Raw genomic sequence first — 16,323 nt, 5'->3', positions numbered from 1 at the left:
AAAAGAAACGAGGGATGACCTTTGAAAACAGCGAAGCTGGCGATCATGTATGATTTTGATAAAACACTGTCGCCGAAAGATATGCAGGAATTCAGTTTTATTCCTTCTCTGGGCATCGAACCGGCGCAGTTCTGGAGCGAGGTAACCGCACTGTCGGAAAGTCAGAAGATGGACGGCATCCTGACGTATATGTATATGATGCTCAACAAGGCCAATCTGATGGGACAGCCGATCCGCCGCAGCGATTTCGTTGCGCTGGGGAAAAATGTCAAGCTGTATCCGGGGGTGGAAAAATGGTTCCGCCGAATCAACGAATACGGCCGGCAGCACAATATTGAAATCGAGCATTTCATCATTTCCTCGGGTCTGACGGAAATCATCGAAGGCACGGCCATCGCCGGAGAATTCAAAAAAATCTATGCCTGCAAATATTGCTACAACGCCAGCGGCGTTGCGGTGTGGCCGGCAACCGTCGTGAATTACACGACCAAGACGCAGTATATTTTCCGCATCAACAAAGGTGTTCTGGATGAAAACAACGACAACGATCTGAACCGCTACACGCCCGATCAGCTGCGCGATATCCCGTTTACCAATATGATTTATATCGGCGACGGACTTACGGATGTGCCATGTATGAAGCTGGTTACCGTCAATGGCGGCAAGTCGATCGCAGTGTATGGCAAGGACTCAGAGAAGAAAAAAGCGGCTGCGCAGCAGTTGGTTGAAGATCACCGGGCAGATTTCATTGCGCCTGCGGATTACAGCGAGAATCGCGAATTGGATAAGATCGTGAAAAGTATTCTTGATTACACCGAAGCCCGGATTCAGATGGAACGGCTGATGAGAAAAGAACAATCAAATAAAAAATAAAAAGCGGGCAAACGGATGGTTTGACTCCTGCCCGCAATGAGGATGAGCGAGGACCTGACGAAATTTGGAAGATTTCCAAGCTCAGGGAATACAGGTTTGTAATTTAATCTTTGTCGCTGGCGCATAATCCTCGCTGATGAATTTGAGATCAGGATTTCTAACAAAAACGTGAAAAGCGATAAACAAATCATCGTGTCTCAACCTTGGAAAATCTGATGAACAGAAACTGCTTTGGGAGAAATAAACCTGAAGCAGTTTTCATTGGATAAACAGCTTGAAAATAATTCTGTTTTATGATTAACTGGAAGTAAGGAAAGAAATGGGGATCTGATCATGGAATTCACATTAACCCGCAGCCAGGCCCGGCAGTTTTATGTCTTATGGCAGGGCTTGTCCGGCCCTTACCGCTGGCGTACCAACACAGAGATTGTGACGCTGATCGCTCAGCTGGGATGTCTGCAATTTGATCCGATCGACATCTGCGGCCGCAATGCGGATTTAGTGCTGCAGGCGCGGGTCGGTGGTTATCGGAAAAGTCAGCTGGAAACCTTATTGTATAAGGATCGGAAGCTGATCGACGCGCTGGATAAAAATATGGCGATCTATGCGGAACAGGATTATCCCATGTTTGCGCGGAACCGAATTCACACTATGAGCTATCACCGGGTGAGTGAACAGATCGAAAACGCCGCGGCACAGATCAAACAGTTCATGCGGACGCATCCGGTTATTTGTTCGCAGGATTTACAATGGAATGAAAATCTCGTCTGGGTATGGGGACGGACGGCTTCGCTGGCAGCAGTTGCTTTGGAAGTGATGCTTTACCGCGGGGACGTCGTGATCCATCACCGGCGCGGCACAATCCGCTATTACAATCTGACTTCCGCGCGGTTTCCCTGGCTGGATCCGCTGGCGGATCCGTTTGCGAGCGATGAAGAATATTACGGATGGCGCGTGGAACGCCGGATCCGTGCCCTGGGCTTGTGCTGGAACCGGCCTTCCGACGCCTGGCTGGGAATTGAAAAAATGAAGGCTCCGGAGCGTCAGGCTGCGTTTGCCTTGTTGCTGAAGCAGGATCGGATCATTCCCGTAACGGTGGAAGGGCTGGATCAGCCGTTGTTTACCGTGCCGGAAGCACTGCCGTGGCTGGAAATGGTCATGCGGAAAGAGCCGTACCGCAAACGCATGGAGTTCTTAGGCCCGTTGGACAACGCGCTGTGGGATCGCCGCCTGATTGAAGCACTGTTTGATTTTCAATATAAATGGGAGATTTACACCCCGAAAGCACAACGCAAATATGACAGCTATGTGCTGCCGGTGCTGTGGGGTGAGCGTTTTTTCGGACGGATCGCGCTGGAAACCAAATTGGCAGAAGGAAAATTAGTCGTAAAACATTTCTGGCGGGAATCGAGAGTCCGCGATAGCCTGACACTGCGCCGGACTTTGAATCGGACGCTGGAGCGCTTTGCCCGATTTCACGGCTGCACTGACATTGACGGTTTATTCGAAGAGAGCTAACGATGAAAAGAAAACGTCCCGTATTTGAACAGGGCGTTTTTAGTAGCTATCTTTATAATGGTAATTGAATTTTAAAGATGATAAATCCGCTGCTTATACTGTTTTTCAATTTCAATGCTGCGCTCGGTGCCGCCATCCACATTGGCGCTGAGTCTGACCGGCGGTTGAAAACCGCGGGCAAGCATCAGTTCCACTGCTTCCAAAATGGTGGATTGAAGCAAAGCTGCCGCGGCAATGGAGGAAGTTCCGCAGATCTTGACCGGCAGTCCGTCGACCGGAATCGCGGCATCCCCTTCCACGGAAAGATTGTCCAGGATCACGTCCGCGAATTCATAAAGCAGGCGGCCGCTGCTATGCCGACTCGTCAGTTTTTTAGAGGATTCCAGCGATGTGACGACAATGAGTTTTGCGCCGATGTCTTTGACTTTCATCGCAATTTCAATCGGCAGCGGATTACGTCCGGAATTAGAGATAATGATCACAACGTCTTCCGGAAGCACTTCGACCTTTCGCATTAAGATATTGCCGGAGCCTTCCAGAACCTCGTAAATTCCCATGGCCGGGTCTTTAATCACCTTCGCGGCAAATAAACCGCCTGCCCGTCCGGCGACTTCGATCGCGGCCGCGTAGGAATGACCGCTGCCAAAGGACTGCAAAATTCCGCCGGTCATGATGGCGTCCGCAATCAATTCCGCGGCTTGATGAATATTCTCCTTTTGACTGATTTCCAACCGGCGAAGCAGATCTTCGATGGTTTCAAAATAACGATTACGTTCCATCAGCCAACTACCTTCAGCGCGGATAAGAGTATCGCACCGATCATGACGATAAAGATGAGCTTGCCTGCCGTCATGCCTTTCACTTTAGATAAGCGATAACACAGAAGAACCAGGATAACCTGAGGGAGATAAGGCATAATTTTATCAAGGTTTTCCTGCACGGACAGACTGACCTCGCCGGATTGGAAAGTATATGGAATTTTCAGCTTGATCACAGAGGGGATCAAAGCTCCGACGACGATCAATCCCAGAATAGACGCGCCGTTGGTGACGTAAGCAAGCTGGTCTTTCATCGTGGTGATCAATTTAGCGCCCTGGGCGTAGCCCAGATCGAATAACTTTGTTCTGAAAAACAGAACGGCGATGTTCCAGACAACCCAGATTCCCATGCCCACGGTACTGCCGGCGATCGCCATGTTGCCCGCAATCGCGCCAAAGATGGTTCCGGCAATGACGCCGAAAATAACGTCGCCGACTCCCGCAAACGGTCCCATTAATGCGGTCTTTAACGAGGTTGCGGTTTCCAGCGCGGCGATGCCTTCCTCTTCCTCAATCGCCACGTTCATGCCAATGATGATCTCAGACATCTGCGGCGTCGTATTATAAAACTGGATATGGGCACGGCAGGCTCGATCGAGTGCTTCCGGATCGTCTTTATAGATTTTTTTCAAGGCTGGAAGGATGGCATAGAAATAGCCCAGTCCCTGCATTCTTTCGTAATTATGGCCCAGCTGTAATCCGAACATGTGACGCAGATTAATCCGTCGCAGTTCTTGTTTTGTAAAAAGCTTATTCATCCAGATCACCTCCCTGGCGAATTGCGGCCCAGCGTTGATCTGCCTGGCGGGTGTACATATAATCCAGCAGGGTAATGACCAACCCGAAACCGGCGACGCCGATCAGCGGGATTTTCACATAGGCGGCCAACAGGAACCCCAGAATTAAAAATGGAAGTTTAGAGCGTGTCGGCAGGTAGTTTAACAAGATGCAAATGCCTACGACTGGAATGACGCCGCCGGCCACCTGCAAGCCGGTCATAAACCATTGCGGAATCCAGCCCATCACCGCTTCGACAAAGCTTTGCCCAAAGCAAAGAACGAAAAAAACTGGTACGGCACGCGACAGCCCCGGTGCGATCATGCCGAGTAAATTTTGGAATGCCGCTTTATCGTAATTTCGTTGTTCGATGAAATGATCGGCCCGGTGAAGGAAGAAGATATTGGCGTAGCGTGCCAGAATATCGAGTTGGATCATTAACAGGGCGACGGGAATCGCAATCCCCAGCGCTAATTCCGGCGTGGAATTCAAGCTCAGCGCCGTGCCGACGATCGCTCCGACTGTGGTATTGGGAATGGAGGTGCCTCCATAAGTGTTGACTCCTAACGTCATTAATTGAAGCGTACCCCCTAAGACTAAGCCCGTTTGCGGATTGCCGAGAAGCAAACCGGTAAACCAGCCGGCCAGAATCGGCATGTCCATGCCAATTTTGAAGGAGCGGCTTTCGTTCGGCTGAATGAAAGCATAGAGCGTGATCAATGCAATTTGCCAGGGATGTATCATATTCTCTCCTTTCTGGTTTTTACAACCTTTGAACTAATTTAATAGTATATCTAATGTATTATTAAATCAATACATAATGTAATATATTATAATATTTTTCTGTTTTGGTGAAATATATCAGAAAACATGGTAAAATAACCTAAGAGGTGTTCTGTGTGGATAAACAAAGTAAATACAACATCATCGTCAAAGCGATTATTCACGATATAGACCAGGGCGTGCTGCAGGCCCGCGACCGGCTGCCCTCGGAAAAAGAACTTCAGGAGCGTTTTAACGTTTCACGAGTTACCGTAAGGAAGGCCGTCGACGTTCTGATTGAAGAAGGATACGTTATCCGGGATTATCGCAAAGGGACGTTTATCAGTGAGCGGATTACCTATAAAAAGATGAATGAAATCGTCAGTTTTACCCGCTCGGCCTTATTGCGGGGCGATGTGCCTTCGACGATCGTACATTCCATTACTGATGTAAAACCAGATCCCTTCTTAATGAAGTACCTGCGGATTTCTGCGGAAGAAACTTTGACGCGGATTTGCCGAACGCGTTTGACGAATGGATTTCCATTGATCTATGAGGAATCCTACTGGGTTACAGCCATGACCGGAGTCATTGGAAAAACGGAAGCAGAGGGCTCGTTATTTCAATATATAAAAAGGGCCAGGAAGATTGTGCCTGTTTACAGTCTGCAGGAATTAGATGCGGTTGGGGCGTCAGGCGCGATTGCTCAAGCACTTCAGGTTCGCGATCAGTTTCCTTTACTCCGTTCCCTGATGGTTTTTTATGACGCGCAGGACAGGCCTTTTGAACTGGCTTTTAATTATTATCGGACTGATCGCTGCAAATTGTCGATGGTCAGAACTTTGAACGAGGATTAAATCAAAAGGAGAAAACACGATGGAATTCTTACGCTGCACGATGCCCGCTTTTGCCGTTCTGGGAAAAGAGGACAGCACCCAAAACACGAATAAGAACTGGATTCAGCGATTGTGGAAAAACTTCAATGAACATTCCACTGAAATTTCGCAGCTGGCTTTGCGGGATGAACAGGGAAATCTGGCCGGTTTCTGGGGCGCGATGACGAACTTTGACCGGACATTCCAACCTTGGGAGAATCATTTGACAGAAGGCTATTATCTGGCGGGCGTGCAGGTGCCGGTTGAAACGGAAGCTCCGGAAGGATGGACAAAGTGGATCATTCCCGCATTTGATTATCTCTATGTTCCAGTCGAGGGCGATGCCTCTGAAGTCCTGCGGACAGGTCTTGATGAAATAAAGAAGCAGGGGCTGACGCTCGCGGGCGCCATCCAGGAATTCTATTGTCCGCAGAAAAACGGTGAGATGTTCTTGTTTTTTCCCGTTTGCTGAATGTCAAACCAGCGATCATGCCGAATCCTTGCACTATGGCGCAGGGATCTTTTTGAATCCTGCAAAACAGTGAAAAACAAGGAAAAACAGTCCAGAAAACAGAAACGCAACGCAAAGTTGACAAAGTGCATTTTTAGAGAGATAGATTGAATGTTCGAAATGGGATAGGATGAGGACATCCAAGAACTGAGGAGGAAATAAAAATGAATTTTGGAGAAAAACTATTCAAGCTGCGCAAAGAAAAGGGCCTGTCGCAGGAAGCGCTGGCCGATCAGCTGGGTACAACCCGGCAGGCTGTCAGTAAGTGGGAGAACAATCAGGGATATCCGGAAACCGAGAAAATCCTGTAGCTCTCCCAGCTGTTTGGGGTATCGACCGACTATCTGCTTAAAGCTGAAAAAGTGGAGCGAGCCGCCGATGAAAAAGGCTATTATGTCAGCCGGGAAATGGCGAATGGCTTTCTGGCCAGCGAGAAACGGGTCAACCGGTTTCTGGGATTGGGTTTCTTATGCGGAGCGCTGACCGGGATACCGATTATTCTGTTTGAAAATCAGCCGGCGATGAAACTGCTGGGCGCGGCCGGGATCGGGGCGTTGGGCGTTTGCGCGCTGATTGTCGCGATGTTTGCGGAACAGGAACAATACAAAGTGCTGAAAGAAGAACCGCTGTTGTTCGATCCGGAGGTGCGCAGTTCCCTGATGGAAGAATATGTTGCGCTGAAAAAGAAAGCGACTCTGATCGCGATGCCGTCCACGATTTTGTTTGTGTTGGGAATTTTGGCACTGGTCTTTTCCATCCGTGGAATTTTCCCCTGGTCATCCCTGTCGGTATTGATTTTTCTGGGATTGGGACTGGGACTGTGTGGCTTTGTCATCTCTCTGGGTACGATCGAAACCTACGAGATTCTGGTAAAAAATGAACAATATGCCACGCGTTTTCTGTTTAAGGCAAAGCGCAGAATCAAGGAGAAGATCGCCAAGCTCTGAACTCTTTGAGGAAGCAGAAATCAACTCTATCCGTCTTAATTATTTCTGACTTGGATCGTCTGAGCGAAGCCGCCGCTTTCCAGCGATGTAAATCGCGGCAGTCCTTTCGTGAAATTCACCCATATTCAAGATAAAAGCCCAGGCCGAACCCGGGCTTTTTACTATCTTGGAGTGAATAGACAGGAGTGAGAATGTGGAAAAAGTGAATGTCGCCGTTCTGGGCGCAACCGGGGCGGTCGGCCGGACGATGATCCGGATTTTGCAGGAACGCCGGTTTCCGATGCGTTCGTTAAAGCTTTTAGCCAGTCCCCACAGCGCCGGCAAGGTGATCGATTTGGGGGCGAAGACAGGGATTGTCGAGGAATTTTCTCCAGCGGCTCTCAAGGACGTCGATCTGGTGTTCGGGGCGGTGGATAACGATCTGGCAAAGGAATACGCGCCGTTGATCCGCCGCAGCGGGGCTTTGTTTGTCGACAACAGCAGCGCTTTCCGACTGGATGAGGATGTGCCGTTAGTCATCCCCGAGATCAATGCCCGGGATATCCGCTGGCATCACGGCATTGTTGCCAATCCCAACTGCGCGACGATTCTGGCGATGATGGCGCTCTCGCCGATCCTGAAGCTGACGCGCGTAAAGCGGATGATCGTCAGCACCTATCAGGCCGTCAGCGGCGCGGGTATGAAGGGGATGGACGAGCTGGAACGCCAGATCCGCGATCCGTCCGCAGCCCCGGAGGTGTTCCCGTTTCCGATCGCGTTCAATGTCATCCCGCAGATCGGTGATTTCGATGAAAACGGGATCAGCGCAGAGGAATGGAAGATGCAGAACGAAGGCCGCCGGATCCTTCATGATGAAGCGCTGCAGGTCAGCTGCACCTGTGTGCGGGTGCCGGTGTATCGCTGTCATTCGGAGTCGATCTATGTGGAAACTGAAACAGAAGTTAGTCTGGATGCGATTCGTCAGGCTGCCGAGGAATGTCCGGGGCTTGTGCTCAACGAAGCACCGTATCCGACACCGAAGGAATGCACCGACAGCGACGCGGTGGTGATCGGACGGCTGCGTCAGGATGGGGCATGTAAGCAGGGACTGCATCTGTGGTGCTGCTGTGATCAGCTGCGCAAGGGGGCAGCGACCAACGCCGTGCAGATCGGCGAATGGGCCTGGCAGAATGGATTGTTGAAGAAAGGAGTGTAGCGTTTGATTCTGGAAAAATATCAGGGCTGCGGCAATGATTTTCTGATTGTTGACGGCAGCCGGACGCCGGTGATCGATCCCCAACAGGTCGCTGCGCTGTGCGACCGGCACCGTGGTTTCGGAGCGGATGGTCTGATCATCGCCCGGCGGGATCCGTTAAGCATGGAATTGTGGAATCAGGACGGAACCCGGGCCGGAATGTGCGGCAATGGTCTGCGCTGCTTTGTGCATCATGCGTACCGCAAGGGCTGGATCAGGGCGGATCGTCCTTATCGAATCGGAACTGGCGACGGATTGCGGAGCGTGTGGATTTGTTCAACCGAGCCGTTTATCTGTCGGGTGGAAGCGGGCATTCCGGATTTTGACGCGAAGCGGATGACGAATCAACCGCTGCTTCCAGGGTTGCTTCACGCCCCTTTTCTTTCTCAGCAGCAGTCCTGCAGCTTCTGGCTGGGCGTTCCCCATACCGTGCTCTTTACGCCGGATCCGGAAGCCGTCAGCGAGGAACAGGCCTGTACCCTCGGCAGACATCCATTCTTTAAGGAAGGCACGAATGTGGATTTCGTGCGTTTGAAGGAAAACGGCGAGCTGCAGGTCAGGACATGGGAGCGGGGTGTCGGCTGGACCTTGGCCTGCGGAACCGGCGCATGCGCCAGCGCCGTCGCGGCGGCGATCTTCGGCCTCTGTCCGCTGCCTTGTAAGGTTCGCTGTCCTGGCGGTCTGCTTCAAGTGGAACAAGCGCCGGACAAACAATGCTTATTAACCGGCCCGTCGGTGTATATCGGAAAGGTGGAGGTCAAAGCGTGCGAATGAAAACCGAAGAACTGATTCAGAAGCTGCATGATCACCCACGCAGCACAGAGGTGCTTTTGCTGTTTAACGAAGACTCCCCGACGCACTGGACAGACGCCGCGGTCTATGGCGAATCGTTCAAGCTGGTAATCGGCGAATGGGACAGCCTGCGCCCTCAGCTGCAGGCCCAGAAAGACCGGCTGCGCGATCTGCGGTTAGTCTGTCCGCAGCGCCAGAGCGCCTGGCCGTTGCTTGCGATTCAGGATCTGCCTTGCCGGATTGAACCGGGAGCCTGGATTCGGGATGCGGCGGAGATCGGGGAGAATGCGGTCATTCTGACGGGCGCGGTGATCAATGTTGGCGCGCAGATCGGTGCGGAAACGATGGTCGACATGAATGCGGTTGTCGGTGCGCGGGCAGAAATCGGCCGGCGCTGCCACATCGGCGCCGGGGCTGTTGTAGCGGGGGTGCTGGAGCCGGCTAGCGCGGAACCGGTGGTGATTGAGGACGACGTTTTGATCGGCGCTAACGCCGTGATTCTGGAAGGGGTGCGGATCGGTCAGTCCGCGGTGATCGCCGCCGGGGCGGTCGTTACGGAAGATGTGCCGCCGGGATGGCTGGCGGCTGGCGTTCCGGCCCGTCTGATCAAGCGAAAAGACGAACAAACCCGGAAAAAAACTGAAATTGTGGAAAAGCTGAGGGATAGTTCGCGGTGAAAACGGAAAACCTGATATAATAGAGTTCATCAGGAGGGTTTTCCATGGATAATGCACAGCGGTTTCTGAACGCGTTCGCGATGATCGAAAAGCAGTTGAAGCAGATCACCGGCGTCACACGGTATTCGCGTTTTTATCAGTTGTTGAACCAGGCGTCCCGCAGCAGCGGGTTAGTCCGCAAGTATGAAATGGAGCTGCAGGAATATGCCGATCTGCGCAATGCGATCGTGCACCAGCGCTCCGACGAGGGACATATCATCGCGATTCCCATCGACGAGGTCGTTACGGAAATTGAGGAGCTGGCGCGGAAAATCTGCGAACCGCCGCGAGTCAGCGCACATTTTCTCAAGCCGGTGAAAATCTGCGATCCCCAGACGGAAATCCGGGAAGCGGTAGATATCATGGAAACGATGGGCTCCTCCAAGCTGCCGGTCTATGCCCAGGGCGGATTTCACGCGCTGTTAACGATGGAGATGATCGCCCGCTGGACGCTGCACCAGAGCCGTACGAACAAACCGCTTTCCGGTGTGGTCAGCGATTGTCTGTATTTTAAGGATAAAAAAGAGCGGGTTCTGTTTCTGCCCCGCACGGCGGATGTCACCGAAGCACAGGATTTGTTTGAGGCAAGCCTGCACCGCGGCGTCAGCATTTCGGCAATCCTGATCACAGAGTCCGGAAGTGCTCATCAGAAGCCGATCGGGATCATCACGGTCGCCGATCTGCCGCTGTTGTATGAGCTGGATAAATAGGGGAACGGAAGGGGAACGATGAACTCCCCTTTTAGTTTAGCCAGCATCATGATTTCCTTGTTTCAGCCGGCAAGAATAGACAGGCTTAACAGAATAATAGCGAGTAGGCCAATCTCATCGCTGAATTGAATAAATGTACTCAAGAAGAGAAGGAAAAGGTTGAAATTCCATCCGGAATGCCTATACTCAAGGTGTAAGGTATTGCTGAAAGGCGGCACCCGTCAACCGCTATCTCTTACGAGCATGGCGGCAGACAGATGAGCGCTGAATCACTTGGGGAGTAGTTGCAGCGCTTTTTTTTTGCCCCTATAATTTTTAAGCGGCATTCAATCACTTTGATCGTGCATTCGATCAAGGGCAATACAACTTTCAAAATTACAGCATCGAAAAGTTCCAGGAAATGTTCCATAGAATTGCCCTCCTTTGACGACAGATGACAAAAATCTGTCGGTTTGAATTGAATTGGAAAAGACCAAAAGTCGACTCTATTCGGACGGGCATCCGCGGTTCAACAAAACCCTGCCCTAATAAGATTGCGGAAAAGTTAAAATTCCTCTCTAAGAAAATGATGAAATTGTTTTTCACAAAGCAATTAAAGTTTCCTTTTCGGGTCCAGTTTTCATTTTCACTGTGTTCTTTTTAATCCTTAAATGAAGTCGAAAATTGTTGCTTGAAGGAGAGAAGGATCAGAAGTTTGTTGTTTCTGACCGCGATTCAGTGTAGAATCCAAGCTCACAACAAGTTTTCTTAATCCGAGGATCTCAGCGAACAAATTTTCTCGCAGTTTTTCCAGTGAGGAGTAACAAAAGTTGCGAATAAAATGCTAAAAAAACTTGACAGAAGGACACAGTTTTTATAAACTATATTTACGCCGACTTAGCTCATCCGGTAGAGCAACGCACTCGTAACGCGTAGGTGGTAGGTTCAAGTCCTATAGTCGGCACCATGAGAAAAGGATATCCCGTTGAGAAATTCAGCGGGATTTTTTTATGCTTTTCATTCAAAACAACGGAACTTTGATACAATAGAATTAATGAAGAAGCAGATAGAAGAAGCGGCAGGGGAAGAAAAATGGTCAATAAGAAACTGTTAGAAATCGGTGATCGGCTGGGAATGAAATATCCACAGATAGAAATGTTAAATAATGAGTTCAGACGGGATTTCAGATTTTTAATTTTTATGCTCTTCATGGCCGGAGTTCTTTTCTATATGAATGTTGTTGGGCAGAAAGCGCCGCAGGTGTTGTCGATGGCGGATCTTGGCTATACTGAGGAAGTTGTGGAAAGTAAACAGGTGAACACGGATGGCCGCAATGATCAGCGGTATCGGCTGAGCCTTAACGGTTGGGATGATGGGGCAAAAATACGAATCCATATAAATTTGGAAATTATTGATTTCGCAGAAGAAAACGATCCGATCGCAGGCTTTGCCCGGGAAAGCGGTCTTCCTTGTTCAGCGAAATCCTGTTCATTGGCAGCGCTGGAAGGTCTGGTTATACTGGATGCGGACGTCTGGAACGCGGACTTTGCGGCTGCCAAGCTCAATCCCGACACGGATCCCCCGCTCCAGACAGATTACAGAAATACGATCTATCTTCTGAAATCCAACAGGATGATCTCGTTCAGCTATGATCAGCCGATTGCGTTTACGGAAGCGAAGCGCAGGGTTATCACCGCGATGTTTGCAGAGCGGAACTTATTTGATCACTGAAGAAGCTCGGATCCCCTTTGCAATGAAATGTTTGCATGCGCAATTCGTCGGTCCCGGGTTCAAGTCCTGTGTCTGGCTGACTGTCAGCTTCATTGGATGATGAAAATGAGGCAAGCGAAAGACCGATTATAAAAAATGAAGGACAGAGAAGAGTAAACCGTGTATAATAAAAGTAATCCATAACTCAGCACTTTTGAACCGACGACGGAATGACTGTGATCAGAAAAACCGGTAAGGAGTTTAAAAATGCCATAAAGAAAATCATTTTCGAATAACGTGAAATAAGCCTGGAAACAGTGCGTTTTTCTGTTGTCTGATCAAGCGTTCACGGCGGCGGATCATCGGACATGAGTTTATGGAAGGGCCGGGTACCGGCGAAGGAGGAAAGCATGGCGATCATTCAAGGCTTGGAATGGACCTTCAACACCGTTGCGGAGGAATATGACAAATGGAGTCCCGAATATGTCTCGGAATTATACGAGGATTTGTTTGCTTATCAGCCGCTGACTTCAAACAGCGAAGTGCTGGAAATCGGGATTGGAACCGGCCAGGCCACAACGCCGATATTAAAGACCGGCTGTCGCCTGACCGCAGTCGAGCTGGGTGATCAGCTGGCAGCGCTGACGCGGAAGAAATTCAGTGATTATCCCGATTTTACCGTTGTAACCAGCGCTTTTCAGGATTATGAAAGTCCGGAGAACCGCTTCGATCTGATATACTCCGCGGCGGCTTTCCATTGGATCCCGGAAGAAATCGGTTATTCGAAGGTGTATGCCCTGTTAAAACCGGGCGGTGTGTTCGCACGGTTTGCCAAGCATGGAAACTATCGACAAAGCAATGCAGCGTTGTATGAAGAAATTCAACAGGTTTACGCCCAATATATGGCCTATTCCGCGCCAACGCCGCCGTTTACCGAAGCGGATGCGAAAAGAAGATCCGAGATCAGTCTGCGGTATGGCTTTGTGGATCAGAAAATCAGAATGTATACCAGGAAGCGATCCTATTCGGCGCAGGATTATGTTTCGCTGATCGCCACGCAGTCGGATCATATCATTTTAGACAAAGCGGTGAGAGCGGATTTCTACGCTGCAATTCAAAATAAGATTGATCGTTATGGAGGCAGAATTGAGCTGGTCGATACGATTGATTTGGAATTAGCCCGAAAGCCGTGAGTCAGTGAGGAAGGTTTCAACTGGAGTGCAATAAGGTAAAAAGGAGAGTGCGATGATACTGACACATCATGAACAAGCTCTGCTTCTGCTTCGCTTTCTGCAGCAGCGGCAGCGGAAAGCGGAGCTGGAACAAACGTTGGTTTTGGCGGAAGCGCAGGGCAGTCCGCTGGTGATTTTGCCGCGGCAGCATATTTTTTCCTGGAAGAAGAAACTGAAAGTCGACGCGCAGGCTGTGCGTCGGGAATTAAGTGAAATTGAAAGGCATCCGCTTTCCCTGTCATCACAGGAATGTCTAAAGATTGCAGCGCAGCTTTTGCAGGATGCAAAACAGTTGGGAGATCGAACGGCCCAGGACGGTGCGGAGTTGCTTGTTCAGGCGCTGAAGCTGGAAGCACTGGCAAAGGAATACGACGCCGTGATCTCACAAAGCTATGATACGCGCGAGGCGGAAGGGCAACGAGTTCCGTTTACCGGCTATGTCGGGTATGCCCCCAACGTTCAGATTCCCTACGATCTGCCAAGAATGCGCGAGCTGGGAGAAGCGCTGAAAAGCAGCTTGAAAGAAACGCAGCGCTTTGGGCATCAATTCGCCTGGAGCCGGGAATGGGACGTTCAGCTTCTCTTAAAGGAAGAAGTCGAAGGCTTCAAGGATATCCAGTTAAACGCCGCCCGCTTTCACGCCCGGGCCCGCTCGGAAATGGAAACGGCGAGTCGGATCCGCAATGCCTTAGAAAGCTTCCTGCCGCGGTTTCTGGAAGCTCTGCTTGAAACCTGAAAATCCGGGTGAAGATTACCGTTGATCGACGTTTATTTCGAGATCAGAAGAGCGATTAGAAATGGCAGGTAAGCATTGGAGTGCGCTGAATTCCAATGCTTTTTTTCTTTCAGAGTGTCCCTGAAAATCATAAAACTTTCACAAAAAGGATTGACAACAACGTGGGAATCGATAAAATAGATAAAGGTAGACGATCGTCTATAAAAGGAGGAAAGAAGAAATGAAGAAATTAGTTGCCCTCGTTCTGGCGGCGATGCTGCTGACAACGGGGTGCTCAACCAAAGCGCCGGAAGCCACCGGCGGCATGAAAGCGGGAACCTATAAAGCCTCGGCAGCCGGCTTCCATGGCGATATTACGCTGGAAGTCACGGTAGATGCGGAAAAGATCACGGATATCCAGGTGATCGAGCATTCAGAAACAGAAGGAATCGGCGCGGCAGCGTTACCGGAGTTAGTCACGAAGGTTCTGGACAGCCAGTCCATCGGCATTGACGGCGTATCCGGCGCGACGGTCACGTCGAATGGTTTTAAAGCGGCGATGGAAGACGCGTTAACTCAGGCAGGCGCGGATATGGATAAAATGACAAAATCCGCGGAATCTTCTTCGACGACAAAAGAAGAAGTGACGTTGGACGCGGATATCGTCGTCGTGGGCGGCGGGGCAGCAGGTCTGACCGCGGCTTTGTCTTCGCAGCAGAACGGCAACAACGTTATCCTGTTGGAAAAGACGGGCGTTGTCGGCGGCGCGAGCGCCATGGCAGGCGCCGGCACCATGGCGACCGGCAGCCAGTGGCAGAAGGAAGATGGTTTTGAAGATTCACCGGAACAGCTGAAAGCGGATATGTTGAAAAACGGTCATAATAACAATGACGAAGCGACGCTGGATATTTATGTCAATACGACCGGCGCGGCGTTCGACTGGCTGGTTTCCGAAGACGGTGCGAATGTTCCGTATGAGCGAGACGGCAAGCCAACCCGCAGTTATTCCGGCACCGGCCGCGGCGCTGGGGTGGTTTCCAGTTTGGCGGATACTTTTAAAACAGCGGGCGGCACGGTGATGACGAATACGCCGGCTGTCGAGCTGATCGTAGACAACGGCGTAGTCAAAGGGGTAAAAGCCAGCGACGATGCGAAGAACTACACGATCAACGCCAAAGCGGTGATTCTGGCAACCGGCGGCTTCGGCGCTAACGACGCCATGGTTCCGGAGGAATATAAGCAGTTTGTTTACGCCGGTCATGCGGGTGCAACGGGCGATGGCCTGAAGATGGCGGAAGCAGTGAACGCGGATACCTTCAATATGGAATTCGTCAATACGCAGCCAAACTCGATGATTCTGCCAAGCGGCTTAGGCCAGTATTGCAACCCGGGTGTCGGCGCGGCTTATTCTGCTTCCGGGGCGTTCCTGGTCAATCAGGATGGCGTGCGTTTCGCAAACGAAAAGGGCAACGCCTGGGATCTGATGCAGGAAATGAAGAAGAACTCGGCCCAGTATCTGATCATGGATCAGACATCCTTTGACGCTTTCAATAAGGGCATGACGGGATCGAAGATCTATTCGGATGAAGATGTTGAGAAGTGGCTGGCCAACGACGGTGAAGGCAATCCGTTTATGGTCAAAGCGGATTCGTTAGAAGATCTGGCAAAGAAGATGAACCTGCCGGAAGGCGCGTTAACCGAAGCGGCGACGAAGTTCAACGAAACGGCAGCCAAGGGTGAAAAAGATGAATTCGGCCGCGAACTGACCGCGCCGTTAAGCGAAGAAGGTCCATATTACGCATTGCAGCAGTATATCCGTTACTATGCGACATTGGGCGGACTGCGTATCAACGACGGGATGCAGGTACTGAACACGGAAAAACAGCCGGTTGAAGGCTTATACGCAGCTGGTGAAGTTGTCGGCGGACTGGAAGGCGACGTCTACATGGGCGCTACGCTGTTCGGCTGGGCAGTAACCAGCGGATATAACGCAGGCAACGCCGCTTCCGCAGCGATTGCGAAATAAGTTACAGACTTCATAGATTTAATAAAAAAGCCATAACCAAGGTTTCTGATACAAGTCAGCAGCCTGGTTGCGGCTTTTTTTATTCTTCTTGCAGCCTAAAGAGAATCCGTGGAAGCAGGATTTGAAAT

The 16,323-nt window shown here is 50.7% G+C and carries 18 protein-coding genes and 1 tRNA gene; 15 read left to right on the top strand and 4 right to left on the bottom strand.

Annotation, left to right across the window (positions count from 1 at the left end):
- The first annotated feature begins 21 nt into the window (after positions 1–21).
- Complete coding sequence (locus tag I2G61_RS04715) at positions 22–873, top strand: HAD family hydrolase (protein WP_229056744.1); 852 nt, start codon at positions 22–24, stop codon at positions 871–873.
- A gap of 333 nt (positions 874–1,206) precedes the next feature.
- Complete coding sequence (locus I2G61_RS04710) at positions 1,207–2,391, top strand: DNA glycosylase AlkZ-like family protein (protein ID WP_072683782.1); 1,185 nt, start codon at positions 1,207–1,209, stop codon at positions 2,389–2,391.
- A 71-nt stretch (positions 2,392–2,462) separates the two neighbouring features.
- Here the strand turns inward: I2G61_RS04710 and I2G61_RS04705 are convergent, their stop codons facing one another.
- Genes I2G61_RS04705 through I2G61_RS04695 form a run of 3 tightly spaced genes read right to left on the bottom strand, consistent with a single transcriptional unit; the run spans position 2,463 to position 4,730 of the window.
- A complete protein-coding gene (locus I2G61_RS04705) occupies positions 2,463–3,170 on the bottom strand; it encodes an SIS domain-containing protein (RefSeq protein ID WP_072683781.1) in 708 nt (235 codons plus the stop codon).
- Entirely contained in the window at positions 3,170–3,967 is a 798-nt protein-coding gene (locus tag I2G61_RS04700) for a PTS system mannose/fructose/sorbose family transporter subunit IID (RefSeq protein WP_072683780.1), read from the bottom strand. The genes I2G61_RS04705 and I2G61_RS04700 overlap by 1 nt, the downstream gene beginning before the upstream one ends.
- The gene (locus I2G61_RS04695) at positions 3,960–4,730 is read right to left on the bottom strand and encodes a PTS sugar transporter subunit IIC (protein ID WP_195395666.1); all 771 of its coding nucleotides are present in this window, start codon (positions 4,728–4,730) and stop codon (positions 3,960–3,962) included. The genes I2G61_RS04700 and I2G61_RS04695 overlap by 8 nt, the downstream gene beginning before the upstream one ends.
- A 155-nt stretch (positions 4,731–4,885) precedes the next feature.
- On the opposite strand from I2G61_RS04695, the gene I2G61_RS04690 reads away from it, so the two are divergent.
- From I2G61_RS04690 to I2G61_RS04660, 8 genes are all read left to right on the top strand, one after another.
- A complete protein-coding gene (locus I2G61_RS04690) occupies positions 4,886–5,605 on the top strand; it encodes a GntR family transcriptional regulator (RefSeq protein WP_195395665.1) in 720 nt (239 codons plus the stop codon).
- A 19-nt stretch (positions 5,606–5,624) separates the two neighbouring features.
- A complete protein-coding gene (locus I2G61_RS04685) occupies positions 5,625–6,095 on the top strand; it encodes a GyrI-like domain-containing protein (protein ID WP_072683777.1) in 471 nt (156 codons plus the stop codon).
- Positions 6,096–6,298: 203 nt separating this feature from the next.
- Positions 6,299–6,445, top strand: coding sequence for a helix-turn-helix domain-containing protein (locus tag I2G61_RS16385; RefSeq protein WP_229056743.1), 147 nt, complete (start codon positions 6,299–6,301; stop codon positions 6,443–6,445).
- A gap of 51 nt (positions 6,446–6,496) precedes the next feature.
- Positions 6,497–7,081, top strand: a complete 585-nt coding sequence (locus I2G61_RS04680) for an XRE family transcriptional regulator (RefSeq protein ID WP_229056742.1) — start codon at positions 6,497–6,499, stop codon at positions 7,079–7,081.
- Between the two features lie 193 nt (positions 7,082–7,274).
- Entirely contained in the window at positions 7,275–8,276 is a 1,002-nt protein-coding gene (locus I2G61_RS04675; RefSeq protein ID WP_072683776.1) for an aspartate-semialdehyde dehydrogenase, read from the top strand.
- Between the two features lie 3 nt (positions 8,277–8,279).
- Positions 8,280–9,089 carry a diaminopimelate epimerase gene (dapF, locus tag I2G61_RS04670; protein ID WP_072683775.1) on the top strand — a complete coding sequence of 270 codons (810 nt, stop codon included), beginning with the start codon at positions 8,280–8,282 and terminating at the stop codon, positions 9,087–9,089.
- Complete coding sequence (gene dapD, locus I2G61_RS04665; RefSeq protein WP_072683774.1) at positions 9,086–9,784, top strand: 2,3,4,5-tetrahydropyridine-2,6-dicarboxylate N-acetyltransferase; 699 nt, start codon at positions 9,086–9,088, stop codon at positions 9,782–9,784. Before dapF ends, dapD begins: the two co-directional genes overlap by 4 nt.
- 44 nt (positions 9,785–9,828) lie before the next feature.
- On the top strand, positions 9,829–10,533 hold the full coding sequence (locus tag I2G61_RS04660) for a CBS domain-containing protein (protein ID WP_072683773.1): 705 nt from the start codon (positions 9,829–9,831) through the stop codon (positions 10,531–10,533).
- Positions 10,534–10,768: 235 nt separating this feature from the next.
- Here I2G61_RS04660 and I2G61_RS04655 read toward each other — a convergent pair whose 3' ends face one another.
- A complete protein-coding gene (locus tag I2G61_RS04655; protein WP_229056741.1) occupies positions 10,769–10,942 on the bottom strand; it encodes a hypothetical protein in 174 nt (57 codons plus the stop codon).
- A 461-nt stretch (positions 10,943–11,403) separates the two neighbouring features.
- On the opposite strand from I2G61_RS04655, the gene I2G61_RS04650 reads away from it, so the two are divergent.
- The 5 genes from I2G61_RS04650 to I2G61_RS04630 all read left to right on the top strand — a co-directional run bounded on the left by I2G61_RS04650 (position 11,404) and on the right by I2G61_RS04630 (position 16,195).
- Positions 11,404–11,479: transfer RNA gene (locus I2G61_RS04650), tRNA-Thr, on the top strand.
- A gap of 263 nt (positions 11,480–11,742) precedes the next feature.
- Positions 11,743–12,243 (top strand): hypothetical protein, encoded by a 501-nt coding sequence (locus tag I2G61_RS04645; protein WP_139248570.1) that lies wholly within the window; start codon positions 11,743–11,745, stop codon positions 12,241–12,243.
- A 347-nt stretch (positions 12,244–12,590) separates the two neighbouring features.
- Positions 12,591–13,415 carry a trans-aconitate 2-methyltransferase gene (locus I2G61_RS04640; RefSeq protein ID WP_229056740.1) on the top strand — a complete coding sequence of 275 codons (825 nt, stop codon included), beginning with the start codon at positions 12,591–12,593 and terminating at the stop codon, positions 13,413–13,415.
- A gap of 52 nt (positions 13,416–13,467) precedes the next feature.
- Positions 13,468–14,190 carry a hypothetical protein gene (locus I2G61_RS04635; RefSeq protein ID WP_072683770.1) on the top strand — a complete coding sequence of 241 codons (723 nt, stop codon included), beginning with the start codon at positions 13,468–13,470 and terminating at the stop codon, positions 14,188–14,190.
- 220 nt (positions 14,191–14,410) lie between these two features.
- A complete protein-coding gene (locus I2G61_RS04630) occupies positions 14,411–16,195 on the top strand; it encodes an FAD-dependent oxidoreductase (protein ID WP_072683769.1) in 1,785 nt (594 codons plus the stop codon).
- Positions 16,196–16,323: the final 128 nt, after the last annotated feature.

It is taken from the genome of Holdemania sp. 1001095H_141210_F2 (genome assembly GCF_015558105.1).
Lineage (GTDB): Bacteria > Bacillota_I > Bacilli_A > Erysipelotrichales > Erysipelotrichaceae > Holdemania.
This window is presented reverse-complemented; position numbering and strand designations above follow the sequence as displayed.